The organism is Streptomyces sp. AC1-42W, assembly GCF_003248355.1.
Lineage (GTDB): Bacteria > Actinomycetota > Actinomycetes > Streptomycetales > Streptomycetaceae > Streptomyces.
Genome location: NZ_QKWY01000002.1, coordinates 12,745 through 28,086, shown reverse-complemented (window position 1 = coordinate 28,086; position 15,342 = coordinate 12,745). Strand labels below are relative to the sequence as shown.

Annotated in this window: 12 protein-coding genes; 6 read left to right on the top strand and 6 right to left on the bottom strand. The window is 68.4% G+C overall.

Annotation, left to right across the window (positions count from 1 at the left end; all coding sequences use genetic code 11):
• Window positions 1–111 precede the first annotated feature (111 nt).
• Genes DNK56_RS18170 through DNK56_RS18160 form a run of 3 tightly spaced genes read left to right on the top strand, consistent with a single transcriptional unit; the run spans window position 112 to window position 2,637 of the window.
• Window positions 112–1,671 carry an acyl-CoA carboxylase subunit beta gene (locus DNK56_RS18170; RefSeq protein ID WP_199564799.1) on the top strand — a complete coding sequence of 520 codons (1,560 nt, stop codon included), beginning with the start codon at window positions 112–114 and terminating at the stop codon, window positions 1,669–1,671.
• Between the two features lies 1 nt (window position 1,672).
• The gene (locus tag DNK56_RS18165) at window positions 1,673–1,873 is read left to right on the top strand and encodes an acyl-CoA carboxylase epsilon subunit (protein WP_111336021.1); all 201 of its coding nucleotides are present in this window, start codon (window positions 1,673–1,675) and stop codon (window positions 1,871–1,873) included.
• Between the two features lie 8 nt (window positions 1,874–1,881).
• A complete protein-coding gene (locus DNK56_RS18160; RefSeq protein WP_111336018.1) occupies window positions 1,882–2,637 on the top strand; it encodes a thioesterase II family protein in 756 nt (251 codons plus the stop codon).
• Window positions 2,638–3,070: 433 nt separating this feature from the next.
• Here the strand turns inward: DNK56_RS18160 and DNK56_RS18150 are convergent, their stop codons facing one another.
• A complete protein-coding gene (locus DNK56_RS18150; protein WP_111336015.1) occupies window positions 3,071–4,285 on the bottom strand; it encodes a helix-turn-helix domain-containing protein in 1,215 nt (404 codons plus the stop codon).
• Between the two features lie 186 nt (window positions 4,286–4,471).
• Complete coding sequence (locus DNK56_RS36065) at window positions 4,472–6,073, bottom strand: IS1634 family transposase (protein ID WP_241989718.1); 1,602 nt, start codon at window positions 6,071–6,073, stop codon at window positions 4,472–4,474.
• A gap of 751 nt (window positions 6,074–6,824) precedes the next feature.
• On the opposite strand from DNK56_RS36065, the gene DNK56_RS18140 reads away from it, so the two are divergent.
• Window positions 6,825–7,991, top strand: coding sequence for an IS30 family transposase (locus DNK56_RS18140; RefSeq protein WP_446750474.1), 1,167 nt, complete (start codon window positions 6,825–6,827; stop codon window positions 7,989–7,991).
• Between the two features lie 47 nt (window positions 7,992–8,038).
• Here DNK56_RS18140 and DNK56_RS18135 read toward each other — a convergent pair whose 3' ends face one another.
• The gene (locus tag DNK56_RS18135; RefSeq protein WP_111330414.1) at window positions 8,039–8,368 is read right to left on the bottom strand and encodes a hypothetical protein; all 330 of its coding nucleotides are present in this window, start codon (window positions 8,366–8,368) and stop codon (window positions 8,039–8,041) included.
• An 87-nt stretch (window positions 8,369–8,455) separates the two neighbouring features.
• On the opposite strand from DNK56_RS18135, the gene DNK56_RS18130 reads away from it, so the two are divergent.
• Together DNK56_RS18130 and DNK56_RS18125 are read left to right on the top strand one after the other, a co-directional pair.
• Window positions 8,456–9,538 carry an IS630 family transposase gene (locus DNK56_RS18130; protein WP_241989981.1) on the top strand — a complete coding sequence of 361 codons (1,083 nt, stop codon included), beginning with the start codon at window positions 8,456–8,458 and terminating at the stop codon, window positions 9,536–9,538.
• A gap of 22 nt (window positions 9,539–9,560) precedes the next feature.
• Entirely contained in the window at window positions 9,561–10,724 is a 1,164-nt protein-coding gene (locus DNK56_RS18125; RefSeq protein WP_111329449.1) for an IS4 family transposase, read from the top strand.
• 716 nt (window positions 10,725–11,440) lie between these two features.
• Here the strand turns inward: DNK56_RS18125 and DNK56_RS18115 are convergent.
• The 3 genes from DNK56_RS18115 to DNK56_RS18105 all read right to left on the bottom strand — a co-directional run bounded on the left by DNK56_RS18115 (window position 11,441) and on the right by DNK56_RS18105 (window position 15,033).
• A complete protein-coding gene (locus tag DNK56_RS18115) occupies window positions 11,441–12,610 on the bottom strand; it encodes a restriction endonuclease (protein WP_199563670.1) in 1,170 nt (389 codons plus the stop codon).
• Window positions 12,611–12,799: 189 nt separating this feature from the next.
• A complete protein-coding gene (locus DNK56_RS18110; protein ID WP_241989701.1) occupies window positions 12,800–13,543 on the bottom strand; it encodes a class I SAM-dependent methyltransferase in 744 nt (247 codons plus the stop codon).
• On the bottom strand, window positions 13,540–15,033 hold the full coding sequence (locus tag DNK56_RS18105) for an asparagine synthase-related protein (RefSeq protein WP_241989702.1): 1,494 nt from the start codon (window positions 15,031–15,033) through the stop codon (window positions 13,540–13,542). Before DNK56_RS18105 ends, DNK56_RS18110 begins: the two co-directional genes overlap by 4 nt.
• Between the last annotated feature and the right edge of the window lie 309 nt (window positions 15,034–15,342).

Here is a 15,342-nt window from a genome sequence, read left to right as displayed (position 1 = left end):
GGTCAGGGGGGTGGTCGGTGTTCTCCGCGCGCGCCCCCGGCCCCTTCAATGACACGCACTGCCCAGGGCGCCGCCAACGGCGGGCCCGATGGCCGAAGAGACGGGTGGATCATGACCGTTGCCGATGTCAGTGTCCGAGTGGCCGAACGAGGAGCCATCAAGGAGGCCGTGGAGCTTGGTCCTTCGCCGAGCGCCACGGAGGCGCAGCGCGCGCGGGGCAAGCTGACCGTGCGCGAACGGCTGGACCTGCTGTTCGATCCGGGGACCTTCCGCGAGATCGAACAGCTGCGCCGCCACCGGGCGGCCGGATTCGGCCTGGAGGACCGCAGGCCGCACACCGACGGTGTGGTGACCGGCTGGGGCCAGGTCGAGGGCCGCAGGGTGTTCGTGTACGCCCACGACTTCCGGATCTTCGGCGGTTCGCTCGGCGAGGCGCACGCCCAGAAGATCCACAAGGTGATGGACCTGGCCCTGGCGGCCGGGGCCCCGCTGGTGTCGCTCAGCGACGGCGCGGGCGCCCGCATCCAGGAAGGCGTAACCGCTCTGGCCGGTTACGGCGGTATCTTCCGCCGCAATGTGGCCGCGTCCGGGGTGATCCCGCAGATCAGCGTCATGCTCGGCCCGTGCGCCGGCGGCGCGACGTACTCCCCCGCCCTCACCGACTACGTGTTCATGGTCCGCGACATCTCTCAGATGTACATCACGGGCCCGGACGTCGTGCAGGCCGTCACCGGCGAGAAGATCACACACAACGACCTCGGCGGCGCCCAGGTGCACTCCACGGTGTCGGGCGCGAGCGCGTTCCTGTACGACTCCGAGGAGGAGTGCCTGGAGGAGGTACGCCATCTGCTCACCCTCCTCCCGTCCAACAACCGCGAGCTGCCGCCGTCCGTGCCCTGCGAGGACCCGGTCGACCGGCCCGGCGACGCCCTGGCCCGGCTGGTCCCCGCCGATCCGAACCTGTCGTACGACATGCGGGCGGTGATCGAGGAGATCGTGGACGACGGCGACCTCTTCGAGGTGCACGCCAACTGGGCGACCAACATCATCTGCGGTCTGGCCCGGCTGGCCGGCCACGTCGTCGGCATCGTCGCCAACCAGCCCGCCTCCCTCGCCGGCGTCCTGGACATCCACGCCTCCGAGAAGGCCGCACGCTTCGTGCAGACCTGCGACGCGTTCAGCATCCCGCTGGTCACGCTGGTCGACGTGCCCGGCTTCCTGCCCGGCAGCGACCAGGAGCACAACGGCGTCATCCGGCACGGCGCGAAGCTCCTGTACGCGTACTGCAACGCGACAGTCCCCCGCGTCCAGGTGATCCTGCGCAAGGCGTACGGCGGCGCGTACATCGTCATGGACTCCCGCTCCATCGGCGCGGACCTGTCCTTCGCCTGGCCCACCAACGAGATCGCGGTGATGGGCGCGGAGGGCGCCGCGAACGTCGTCTTCCGCCGCGAGATCGCCGCCGCCGACGACCCGGAAGCGGCCCGCGCCCAGCGCGTCAAGCAGTACCGCCAGGAATTGATGCACCCGTACTACGCGGCCGAGCGCGGCCTGGTGGACGACGTCATCGACCCGGCCGCCACCCGACAGGTCCTCGCCGACGCCCTGGACGTACTGCGCGCCAAGCACGTGCCGCTACCCGAACGCAAGCACGGCAACCCTCCGTTCTGACATGACCGACTCCCCGATCCGCATCGAAGGCGGAACCCCGACCCCCACCGAACTGGCGGCCGTCCTCCTGGTCCTGCTCACCGCGACGCGCGTCCAGGAAGCGCCCGGCGCCCCCGCCGCCGCCCCACCCCGGTCCAACTGGGGCCCGGCCCGGGGCTGGCGCCCCCCGGGCACCTGGCCGGCCCCGCAACCGACTGCGTAAGGAACTCCATGCCCACGCCCACCACACGGAAGGCCACCAGCGCCTGGCTGCGCCGCTTCCACCCCTCGGAGGAGGCCCCCGTACGCCTCTTCTGCCTGCCCCACGCGGGGGGCTCGGCAAGCTACTACTTCCCGGTCTCCCGCACCCTGGCCCCGGCCATCGACGTGATCGCGGCCCAGTACCCCGGCCGCCAGGACCGCCGCACCGAACCGTGCGTGGACGACGTCCGCCGCCTGGCCGACCTGGTCACCGCCGAAATGCTGCCGTGGTGCGACCGCCCGATCGCCCTCTTCGGCCACAGCCTGGGCGCGACCCTGGGCTTCGAGGTCGCCCTCCGCCTGGAGGCCGCCGGCACGACCCCGCGCGTCCTCTTCGCCTCGGGCCGCCGCGCCCCTTCCCGCCCCCGCGAGAACGAAAACGTCCACCTGTCCCCGGACGCCCGACTCCTGACGACCATCCGCCGCATGAGCGGCACCGACCCCGCGGTCCTGGCCGACGAAGAGCTCCTCCGCTCCATCCTCCCGGCCATCCGAGCCGACTACAAAGCCGCGGAAACCTACCGCTACGAACCCGGCCCGCCCCTGACGTGCCCCATCGAGGTCCTGAACGGCACCGAGGACCCCGAAGTGACCGCCGAGGAAGCCAAAGCCTGGACCACCCACACCACGTCAACGACCACCTTCCACACCTACAAGGGCGGCCACTTCTACCTGACCGACCACGCCCCCGAAGTAATCAACCTGATCCGCACCCGCCTCACGTAAACCCACCAACGGCTCCCAGCCAGCAGCCTGCCTGGGAGCCGAAAACCCTCAACCAGCCGAACGCGCCCCGTCAGTGCCGAACATGTCGATCAACTGGGAAAGACGCGTCCGGGCGGCCCCACTGCGAACGGGGTTCTTCGGCGGTCACGAGTGGTCCTCCGCCTACGTCCGCTCGACGCTCCGTGGGCGCCACCTGGGAAGAGTTCGAAAACGCCTGGCCGCGGCAGCACTCTCGACCTGCGCCGCAGGGTTTGGCTGTAGCCCGGCGGCCCGGTCGGACGAGCCTGTGTTTCAGCGTGCGGCATGTCGGTCCGCGCTTTCGGAATCGGGGTCGAGCCCCGAAACCGGTCGTACGGCTGCCGAGGCGCTGCCCGCTCATGAAAGCGCCACGCGAAATGGGGTGACAGGGACGCAACGTCCCACTTTCACCACGCTATTCGCAGACGCCCAGAAACTCTGCCAACGACCGCAGTCCGGCAGGAGGGTTGGGCAGACTCCAGAGGTCGCGGACAATCGCTACGGCCAACGTGTGGTGCTGCATCCACGTCGGTGCGACCCGACGCAACGACTCCAGAGTCTTTACGGCGCCGGCCGCGTCCCCGATATCCGTGTGAGCACGCGCCACGTCCAGAAGCAGCCACGTCCGCCAGGACGGCGGTGTGTCCTTGCTCAGCCGCATCCCTTTGGCCAGGGCCAGAGCATCCTGCGGGTGTCCGTACTGGACGGCCAAGCGAACACGCTCGATGCGCACCGACGACGGGCTGAACACACTCACCATCCGGTTGTCACCACCGTCAGGCAGCTTCGCGACGCGTGCGGCCTCGACCTCCGCCGCGCCCATCATCGACGCCGCACGCTCGTAGTCCCCACTCCGCGCAGCGGATGTGGCGGCGCTCATGGTCAGCGCTCCCCACACCTTCAGCCCATCAGTGGTGTCGACGCGCCCCTCACTCACCATGGCGTCGGCGGTGCGCCGTGCGATGTGCAGTGCGTCCTCCAGACGCCCCTGCCGCTGATAGGTCCACGCCATCGAGTTGACGACCATCGGCACGAGCAGCGGATCTCCGGACTGCTCCGCAGCATCTATCGCCCTTTCCAGACTGATCAGCGCGAGATCGGTCTTCCCCATCCGCACGGCAACATGCCCAGCGAGCTGAAGAGCCTTGCCCAGGGCACCGAACCCAGCACCCCGCACCTCTCCCTCTCCGGAAGCGGTCGCCGTCCGCGCGTCGGCAACGAGGTCCGGCAGCTTCTTCATCACCGCGTCGAACTCGGCGGAGTGGTACTGCGTCCACCCCTCGGCGATCTGTTCGCGCAACCGCTCCAACGAGAAGCCGTCAGCGGGCGGCACCGGCTTCGGACCCCGGAGCGCGGGCATGATGGCGCGACGTACGGCCACGAAGCGCGGCCCGTCGTTCTCCCCGGAGGAGGCCACAGCAGGCGGGTCACCCAACAACGTGGTCAGCTCCACACCGAGCCCGTTCGCCAGTGCGTGCAACGTAGGCAGCCGAGCCGACTGCTTCCGCCCCTGCTCAAGCTGCCTGACCACATCAACGGACACACCGGCTCGCTCGGCCAGCTCCTCCTGCGTCAGCGAAGCCAGCCGCCGAAGCCGCCGCAAGGTCCGCCCCAGATCGTCATTCGCCACCCAGCCACCGTACGCGCGCGAGCCTCACGTACATCGAACTCCACCGCGGTCCAGCGCCCTCACCGATCAACAACGCACGACGCGTCGGCCGGCCATGCCCCCGTCCCCGACGATGCGCCCGGAGCGTTGTCACAGTCACTTGCTAGGTTGACCGGCGACTAGACCCGTACTTCGCGGGTGACCGTTTCAGGTCTGTGGCCAGCGGGTTTGTCCGATGTCGGTGTCGAGGAGGTCGAGGAGGTGGAGTTGGACGCCGCGGTTGATCTGGACGGTTGGCGGGTCGGTGACGTTTCCGATCCGGAGGGTGAGTTCGCCGAGGTGGTAGAGGATCATGCGGCCGGTAGGGCGGACCCGTCGGTTGTCCGGGTAGAGGCCGGCCATGGTCTCGTCGGGGCCCAGAGCGCGTCTGACCTGCCGCTCAATCAGACAGAAGACGAGCAGGGCCAGGCAGATGACCTGGATGAGCGCGGCGACGCGCCGGTTGTGCTGCACGAAGACCGGTGCGACCGCGAGGGGGCCCTTGAAGTCGTGGTAGCGCCGCTCGACGGTGCCCTGGCCCTTGTACTGAATCAGGACGTGGGCGGGTCCGGCCTTCTCGGCCGGGACGCTGGTGATCAACGCCCACCAGCCGTCAACGGCGGCTTCGGCTTCCAGCACGTCCTGGTCGAAGTGCCAGGTGAGGCCCGGGGTGCCCTGCTCGTCGGCGGTGATCTGCCAGCGCAGGCAGGAGGTGACACGGCGCTTGGCGGTGACGACGCCGATCCGGGCGACGATCTTCTCCCGGGTCTTGTAGTGCCGTCCGCCTGCCGCACCGGCGAGCTTGTCGAGGTCTTCGGCGGCCTTGGCCAGTCGCTTGGCCCGGGCCGCCCGCTGGCCGGCCGCGACGGCGGTGGAATGCACCAGGATCCGGCGCACCGTCAGCGACGGGTCGCTTTTGCGGCGCCCGGTCAGCGTGTGAATGTCCTCCAGGACTCGGTAGGTCTCCCGTTCCGTCTCCGGTTTCCTCTCGTCCCGCCCGGGCACCCAGTCGACGGCCTGCGCCTGCTGGGGATCCAGGACCGCGTAGACCTCGTCCTTGATCTGCGCGGCCGGGACGGGCGCGATGAACTCCACACCGGCCTCAAGCAGGGCGGTGATGTTGGAGTAGGACACCAGTTTGGAGTCGGCGACCATCAGAAACTCGTGGGTGCCGGCCATCGACCGCAGGTCTTTCATCGCCCCGACGACCTGGCTGGCCTCGGCCGCGGCGCCGTCGAAGACCCGGGAGTGGACGGGGATACCGCCGTCGGCCGAGACCGCGAGCCCGGACTGGATCTGTTTCAGATCCACGCGCCGGTCCTTTGGATGCCCGTTGCAGGCGATGAGCGGGTACCGCTCGTCCTGCTCCTCGGCAGGGAAAGCGCCATGGACGGACATGCTGGTCATGTCCCAGTGCAGCCGCGAGACATCGATCCCGAACTCGGTGATCGCCCGAGCGCCGACCGTGCCCGCGATGACCTCCAGCTTCGGAGCGATCGCGTCCAGGGCGCGGGCCAGGCGGTCATCATTGAGGAGGTCCGGCGTGATACCGAAGACCTCCTCCACCGCCCAGGTCCTCGCCCAGTCCCCGACGCGCACCAGTGGTGCGGGCGAGGTCAGCCGGTTGGCCACCAGTGCCTCGATGACCTGCCCGTGCGTCAGATGGGCGCTCGCACCGCCTGGACACACTTCGTCGACGATCCCCGCGACGTCCAGCCGGCGCAGAAACTCGGCAGCGACAGGCAGAGCGCCCAGACGCTTCTCCACCACGGACGTCACCACCACTTCAAGGCGCTGACGCTCAGATCGTGGCCGCGGGGACCGGGAAGTCATCGACACATCCGGACCAACGCCATACGACCGGCCCGGGACACTCCCAGACCGGTCACACCATACGAATCAACGACCCGCGAAGTACGGGACTAGAGACCGGTCAGAGAACCTTCGAGGTCCGCGGTCAAGAGGGGCGGGCACAAAGGTCCCCGGGAGCCACCTCGGGACTATGAGCAGACCGTCGACCCCGCCCCTCTCATCCTCCAAAGGACCAGCGGATGGCACCGCCACGGAACAGCAGTGTCAGGGCGCCGCGCTGGGGTTGGTACATCAACACTCACTTGACAGGGCACAGGCGGATGACGGCTACCGCTTCAGCGCGCGGCAGCGCTTCAGGAGAGCAGTGATCTTGTCAGGATCGGCGCGACTGTTCAGCTCTGCCAGAAGATCGTCGGGACAGAGCTCGTAGAGATCACCCCACCAGCGTCGCCCCTTGATCGGCGACCTGAAGGCTGCGGGCACACACGCAGCTCGCTCAGCGGATTCTTCGCCAGGTACCGGCTGGCCCGGTTGCTGTACGGGCAACGCGAGAGGCCCCCGGGATTTCTCTTCAGTTCAAGAGGTCGTTGCAACACCCCGTCCGTAGGGAGTTGCAGTGGACTTCGAGATCCGTGAGGACCGGAGGCCGCAGGGGCCCAGGAAGCTCCTGAAGGAGCGTGAGCTCTACCTTTCCCTTGTGGATCAAGGAATGGGCAACGCGCAGGCATGCCGGATCGTGGGAGTGCACGAGCGGACCGGCAGGGAGTGGCGTTACGGACGGCCGGAAGGCCGGGCGAAAAGACCGCGACCGCGGGCGAAGGATGCGCCCGCGGTCGCGGTCCGCGGTGTCAAAGCGCCCAGGACACGCCTGATCGAGGTCCGTGGCGACTCCCGCTACCTCGGCGAGGACGAGCGAATACACATCGCCGACCGGCTGCGGGAGAAGGCGACGGTCCGAGCGATCGCGGCCGAGCTGGGCCGCAGCCCCTCGACCGTCAGCCGGGAGATCCGCCGCAACCGGCACCCCGTGAACGGCCAGTACCGGCCACACGCCGCGCACGCCCGCGCACGGGCCAGGCGGCCCCGCCCCAAGGGCGGCAAGATCGCTGCGTGTCTGCCGCTGCGTGACACCATCCAGTCATGGCTGGGGCTGAAGTGGAGTCCCGAGCAGATCAGCCGGAGCCTGCGTCTGCACTTCCCCGACCAGCCGGAGATGCACGTGTCGCACGAGACGATCTACCAGGCGCTCTACGTCCAGGGCCGGGGCGAGCTGCGCCGTGAGCTCACGAAGGCACTGCGCACCGGCCGAACCCTGCGCAAGCCTCAACGCCGTCCCGACCAGCGGATTCCGCGCTTTCCGGCCCCGATGGCGATGATCAGCGACCGGCCGGCCGAGGTCGAGGACCGGGCCGTTCCCGGCCACTGGGAGGGAGACTTGATCATCGGCAAGGACAACGGCTCCGCGATCGGCACGCTGGTCGAGCGGACCACCCGCTACGTGATGCTGGTCCACCTGCCCGGCAACCGCGACACCCTGACCGTCCGCGACGCGCTGATCGACACGGTCAGCACCCTCCCGGCCCACCTGCGGCGTTCGCTGACCTGGGACCAGGGCTCGGAGATGGGCCTGCACCACCAGTTCTCCATGGCCACAGGCATGCCGGTCTACTTCTGTGACCCCTCCAGCCCCTGGCAGCGCGGCTCGAACGAGAACACGAACGGGCTGCTGCGACAGTACTTCCCGAAGGGCACCGACCTGTCCCGACACAGCCGCGAGCACCTCGACACAGTGGCCGCCGAACTCAACGGCCGCCCACGCAAAACGCTGGACTGGGAAACCCCAGCCGAGCGCCTCGCTAAGTGGTCGGCTCCGTAAGTCCTTCGGGGGTTGACTTCGGATCCGGCGTTGTGCCTGGTAGTGGGTCAGATGTCGACTGCAGCGATGTGGAGCTCGCAGGCGCAGTCGAGCGCCTCCGCGGGGGTGCCGGTGGGGCTGCCGGTGGGCAGCAGGGAGTCTTCGTAGCGGTCGCCACTGGCGTAGTAGGGGGCGAAGCCCCACCTCTTGCTGACGGTGCCGGTGTAGCGCAGTCGCATCAGCTTGACCCGTTCGCCGTCGGCCAGTTCGGCCTCCACGTAGGCGAACGCTCCGCGGTGTCGGACATGCAACTGCGCAATCTGGGGCCAGACGGCGCGGGCCTGCTCGCCGAGGCGGGCTTCCAGCGAGAGGCGGGTGTGTTCCGAGGGCGTGGGCATGGCGCCCATCCTGCCCGAGGGGCCACGGACCGGATACGGCAAGCTTCGGCCTGTTGTGATCCACTTCTCCGGATTGGCCCGCCTGCATTGCCTGTTGCCGTCGCCCGCACGATCACCCTGCGCGCCGCCGAGCGCGAGCGACTGAAGCTGATGGCCTACGGCCACAAGACCGAGTACCGGCTGCGGATGCGCGCGCAGGTGGTGCTGCACGCGGCGCGCGGACGCGCCAACGCGCGCATCGCCCGGGAGACGGGTCTGCATCTGGACACGGTCCGCCGCTGGCGCGGCCGGTTCGCCGAGCACGGGCTCGCCGGGCTGGGCGACCTCGACCGGTCGGGCAGGCCCCCCTCGTTCACCGCGCTCCAGGCCGCCCAGGTCAAGGCTCTGGCCTGCCGGCTGCCCGCCGAGACAGGGGTGCCGCTGGCGCGTTGGTCGTGCCCGGAGCTTGCCCGCGAAGTCGTCGCCCGGTCCATCGCCAGCTCGATCTCCGCCTCCACTGTCCGTCGCTGGCTGGGCGACGACGCGATCAAACCGTGGCAGTACCAATCCTGGATCTTCGTCACCGACCCGGACTTCCGCCCGAAGGCCGAGCGTGTACTGGACCTGTATGCCCGTACCTGGCGGGGCGTCCCGCTCGGCGACGACGAGTACGTCATCAGCGCGGACGAGAAGACCTCCATCCAGGCCCGCTGCCGCTGTCATCCGACCCTGCCGCCCGGCCGGGCCCGCGCGATGCGCGTGAACCACACCTACCGGCGCGGCGGCGCCCTGGCCTACCTGGCCGCCTACGACGTCCACTCCGCGAAAGTGTCCGGCCGCTGCGAGCCGACCACCGGCATCACCCCGTTCATGAACCTGGTCACCCAGGTCATGACCCGCGAGCCCTACGCCAGCGCGAAACGCGTGTTCTGGATCGTCGACAACGGCTCCTCCCACCGCGGCAAGAAGGCCGCCGACCGACTGTCGGACGCGTTCCCGAACGCGGTCCTGGTCCACACCCCGGTGCACGCCTCCTGGCTGAACCAAGTGGAAATCTACTTCTCCGTCGTCCAGCGCAAGGTCGTCTCGCCCAACGACTTCACCGACCTCACCCAGGTCACCAACGTCGCTCGCTTAGTTCATGATCGCGTAGAGTCTCGGTCTTGTGCCGAGAGATCACATAGTTGGTGAGACGTACCCGGAGCGGGTCCGGATGGGGGTGCTGTCGCGTACGTTCACGCCCGAGCTGGTCGACTTCGTGGTCGATGAGGCGGGGGCGCGCGAGGAGCGGACCCGGTCGTTGCCGGCCCGGCTGATGGTGTATTTCGTCCTGACGATGTGGCTGTTCAGCGGTGACGGATACGGCCTGGTGCTGCGGGAGTTGGTGGAGCACTGGCCGCGCCGGGCGCGGGAGGTGTGGCGTCCGGCGCGCACGGGGTCTCTGACAACGGCGCGGGCCCGGCTGGGTGCGGGGCCGCTGCGACTGCTCTTCGACCGGGTCGCCGGTTGCACCGGCACTGCGGCCACGCCGGGGGCTTTCTGGCGCGGGCTGCGGCTGACCTCCATGGACGGCACACTGCTGGACGTTCCTGACAGCGAGGCGAACGCTGCCGCCTACACCCGTGCCTCCAACGGAAATCGGCCTGGACCGTACCCGCAGGTGAGGCTCCTCGCGCTGGTGGAGTGCGGCACGAAGGCGTTGATCGGTGCGGTCTTCGACTCCTTCGCCGTCGGCGAGCGCACCTTGGCCGCCCGCCTCCTGGTGCACCTGCGGGAAGGCATCCTGTTGATGGCCGACCGGGGCTTTCCAGCCTATGAGCTGTGGCGGGCAGCCGCGGTCACCGGGGCCGAACTCCTGTGGCGGGTCTCGGATTCCTTCACCCTGCGGCCGCATGAGGTTCTGGCCGACGGCACCTTCCTCACCCGCCTGAACGGGCCGCGCGGCGCCCGGATCACCGTGCGCGCCGTGGAGTACACCGTGGTCACCACCACGATCGGCGCGGACGGCGACAGTGAGGAGACCTCGGAGCTGTTCTGCCTGATCACCACGCTCCTGGACCCCGAGGCGGCACCCGCCGCAGAGCTGGCAGAGCTGTACACCGCCCGCTGGACCAGCGAGACGATCTTCAAGCACATCAAGATCGAACAGCGGGGAGGACGCACCGCGACCCTCCGGTCCAACAGTCCCGCCATGGTCGAGCAGGAACTGTGGGCCATGCTCTGCGTCTACCAGGCCGTACACGACCTGGCCGTGGACGCCGCCCACCACGCGAACCTCCCCGTCTCGCACATCAGCTTCAAGAACACCCTCGCCGCCGCCCGACGTTCCGTCGGCGCGGACTTTCCCCCCTCGGCAACTGGCCGCCAGGATCCGTGACATCCAGGCCGACCTGACCCGCGAGGCCGTCCGTCCCCGCCCCGGACGTGCCGCACCCCGCGCCACCAAACGCAGCACCACCGGATACCGCACCCTCAAACCGGACGAGCCCGCCACCACCAAGGTCACCCACACGATCAGCCTCTCGCTCTTCCCCGAAGAACGACGACCACGCAAGCCGCGGGCGAAGCCGAGACCCCTGCAACTCGCCCCGCAGGAAACGACGTCACCGACACTCAAAGACATGGCGACGGCCATCTAATAGAGCGACGTTGCCCAGGTCACAGACCGGCTCCGAGAATTCGAAGACCGCTACAACGCCACGGCACAGCCGTTCCAGTGGAAGTTCACCACCTCCGACCTGGACGATCTGCTGGCCAGACTCGACCAGCACCCCGCCGGCCGACACGAAGAATCCTCCGCCGCCCCGGCACCATGATCAACCCCCGAAGGACTTACGGAGCCGACCACTAAGCTCCTCACAACAGCCGCATGATCAGCGGTGTTGCCACGACCCCTTGAATTCGCCTTCTCCCGGGGGCCTCTGGCCTGCTGTGCACTCGGCAGGATTCGAACCTGCAACCTTCTGATCCGTAGGATCGGGCAGGCTGTGGGGCGAGGGCTCCGCCCTCCTCCCAACTGACCGCTGATGGTCGTGATCAATGGCCCTTGTGTGCCGTCGTTGCCGTCAGGGCTGCCGTCAGCGCGCCGTGCACCTATTTGAGGCCGTGCGCAGCCGCGATGTGTGGTCGCTGCGCGAGGAGGGTCTCCAGTCTGCTGTCAGGCCAGAGTTCGATGTAGGGCGCGGTGCCCTCCGAGTTGTGCCGCTCCGCCCAGGACACCGCATCAGCAGTAAATCTGCCGCTGGTAGCGATGACAATCCCTCGCACGAGCGGGGGTCCCCATAGCTTTCCTGCCGTTGCCGTCTCGCTAACGGCGGCCGCGTTGACCGAGCGGCTGCGCCAGTGCTTGGCCTGAACGATGACACGCTCGGTGCGGACGCCACCGGAACCGTCTCGAAGAACCCGGTCCATGGAAAGGTCACGCCCTCGGTCGGGGGCACGGGTTTGCATCAGCCACTCGACGTTCTGGTGCTCCGGGATGTCTCGCAGTAGATCGTAGAGGAGCCGTTCGAACCCGTCGTCGTTCAGCAACTCCCAACGAAGCGCCAACGTGGCCGCCCCTGTGAGGTTGCCCGACGCCGCCTGTCCGAGATCGATGTCCGGGACCGGTAGCGGATCGCTGTCGCCGAGAGACTTGGCCTCGATGCCGGCACGTACAGCTGGCCAGTCGAATTCAACGATGTCCTGCCAGTCGTGCCCCTGGCTGAAGCGCATGTGCCGCTGCAGATCCCACCAGCGATCAATGCTTTCGGCGTCTTCGCCCAGGAGCCTTGCGATTTCCCCGATCGCAGTCTCGACCTCTTCGGTCTGTTCGTTTTCCAGGCGTTCAACGGCGTCTCGCGCTGTGTCTCCCAAAGCGAGGGGGAGCGCTGCGTCGACTGTCGAGACGAGTTGCTCCAGTCGACTCCGTGCCGCACGTCGGCGAGCCCGGTCCAGGCGGTATCGATAGGCGGCGAGATCCGCTCCGGGCTTCTCCCCGGCAGCATGTACGGCGGTGGGGTGCTCGCCGATGTCGAGGTAGTCGATGAAGGCTTGGCCCATTTCGTCGATGTCCGGGAGCGGCTCAGTGATGGTCCAGCCATCAATTCGCGGGAGCCCGGGGAGCAAATCCGCCCAGGCCGCCCGAAGGGCGTCGTACTGGACATCTGAGCCGCGTTGCGGGCCGGATGGGATGAACGGCTTTGCACGCTCCCACACGCTGTCCATTTTTCTCAGGTTGGCCGCCGTACGGTCCATGGCGCGCAGTAGTTCTTCGAGGTCCATGCTCACAGACTCGCACTCCTCACTCGGGGCGTGGGATCTTCTCGCATCAGGAGGCGGTACATGCGCGGGATGAGTGTCGCGCGCGTGGGGAACGCTTGGCAGTCCGGCGCTCCTGACCTGCTCGTTCCCTGCCCTGAGAGCCCTCACGACCTCTGTCGGTCCACACCTGGCCCAGCGGCACCCTGGCTGTCAGGTGTACCGGGCCACCGTGTACGCGGTCGGACCGGTGAGGGTGCTGCCTCTGGAGCTGTCGGTCATGTCCAGGATCCCGAAGCCGACGCGCTGCGCGTACTGTTCGAGTTCGCGCGGGAAGATGACGCGTCTGCGGATCTCGTCCTGGGCCTCGTCCCCTGAGGGGAGTGCCCAGTGCCGGCGCATGGTGTTGATCTGCGTTCGCAGGTCCCACTCGTGGCGGATCGTGACGGTCGCCGGGCCGCTCGGGGTGTCGACCGTGGCGGTCATCAGTTCGGTCCCCGTGATGGGTGCGACGGGGGAGCACAGGATGAGCAGGCTGCCTTGTCTGGCGTGGGCTGCGAACGTAGCGAAGACCTGGGTGATCTCGTTGTTGTCGTGGACGTAGGCGAGGGTGTTGCCCATGCAGGTCACCACGTCCATGCACCGCCGGAGTCGCGCGGTGCGCATGTCTCCGATGCGGATGTCCAGCTCCGGCCGGGCCTGGCGGGCGTAGTCGACCATGCCGGGCTGAAGGTCCAAGCCGATGCACTCGAAGCGCTTGGCCAGGATCTCCAGATCCCTTCCGGTGCCGCATCCGAAGTCGACCAGCGTCCGGGCGTCCGGCCGGTGCGTCTCGATCAGGGTCTGACACATCCCGGCACCGGTGCTGTCGGACTGGATCACGTCGTACAGGGCCGGGTCCCGGTAGAGGAGGTTCGTCGCTTCCACTGGTTCCGCTTCCGTGTCGTAGCCGGTCACATCAGGCTCCGCAGTCCGACCTCAAGCGCGAGGACATCGCACAGCAGATCGGGGACGGTCGGAGCGGCGTCGGCGTCCTTGCGGGCCTGAGCGAGTGCCTTGCCGTCAACGTAGCCGAGATCGACCAGGACGGACTCCTTCAGCATGTCGTCCAGTACGGGCAAGCCGTAGGAGCGCAGCCCCTTCTCCAGGACGGCCAGGAAGTTCTCCGGTTCGGCCGGCGACGCCACCGAGTCCGGCAGTCCCGCCCGCCTGATCCGCTCACGGAACAGCGCCTTGCCTCGCTTGTACTCGTGCGGCAGCTGCTCCATGAACCGGACGATCCGCGGGTGCACGAGCGGGCTCACCGGCCAGACGCCGGCCCGCAGAAAGCCGGGATTGTGCATCCCGAACGCCATCAGGGTCGGCACCGGCAGGACGGGAATGGGCGCCAGGTGCTCGTTCACCTCGGCCAGGGCCCGAACCGCCTTCGGCCCGAGCCACGGAACGGGTTCCGGCGTCGGCAGTTCCGCATCCGTCCTGGAGTGGTGGGCGTTCACCTCGTCCCCTCCACTGCCGGTGAACATCACCTCGCACCGTCGAGCGGCGGCCTGCTCGCGTACGACGTCGAAGGCTTCCTGGTAGAACGCCCCCGCCGGATCATGTGGTCGGCGCAGAGCGCGCACGCCACCGGGGCAGAACGGCGGGTGCTGCACGGCGGGAATGGCCACGTCTCGGAAGCTGCAGTGATCCGCGTACGCCTGGCGGCGCTCGCGCTGCTGCCTGCCGATGCTTCCCCCGACCAGTAAGCCGAAGCTGTGCACCTGCGCGAAGCGCGCTGCCTTCACGGCCAGGGCGACGTTCCCGGAGTCCGCGCCGCCCGACAGTTCGACGCCCACGCACCCCGTAGCGCTCGGCGCTTCGCGGATCACGTCGGTCAGCAACTCGTCGAGCATGGCGAGTGGATCGACACCGGGACGCAGCGTGCGCGGCGACAGGACGTGTTCGGCGGGCTCCGGGTAGTGGATGCCGAGTCCGGCGGCGGTGAACGTGGCGGACGCCCGCTCAGTGAGGCGGTAGACGCCCTCGAACAACGTCTCGGAGGTGTAGCGATGCTGCCTGGTCAGCGTCCGCGCCACGACACGCGGCGCCAGGCGGTCAGCCGATAGATGCGGCCCCAGTGCTGCCACGTCCCATGACGCGTACAGCTCGCCGGACTTCTCCATCAGATACAGCGGAGCCGTGCCGAAGACGCCCGCCGTGAGACGGACTTCCCCGGCCGTCATGACGACCTCGACGAAGTCGGCCTCGCCCCGCTTGCACTCCTTCACCCTCATCCGCACATATGGCGCCTGGTCGTCGCGGGCCTCCATGACCAGCGTGGACACGTTCGCGGGCTCGATCCAGCTTTCGCCGTTGACCCAGCGACCTCCTTCCGGCCTCCATCGGGGCTCCTGGAGATCGGCCAGGCGCAGACGCATCGACAGCATGTCGTCCCTTTCCGAAGTCATGCGGCGGGGCGGGGCCGCGAACGACCCCGCCCCGCCTGGCGCCAGCCCTGGATCACTTGGAGCAGTGGTCGCCGTTGTTGTCGCCACCGCCGGGCATCTTGTCGAGCAGCGTGGCCTCGACGGCCGGGACGCCGGTGATCAGGTCGCCGGTGAACAGCTCGTCCACGTTCATCGTGTTCTCCTCTTACGGTTGAAACGGACCCCGCGGCTGATGCTGCGGAGTTGATCCCGTCCGGCTGCCGGCCCTTACGAAGAAGGCGGCCGGACGGGTACCCACCGCTTCCGGCGGTAGGCCCTCCCTCGCCACAC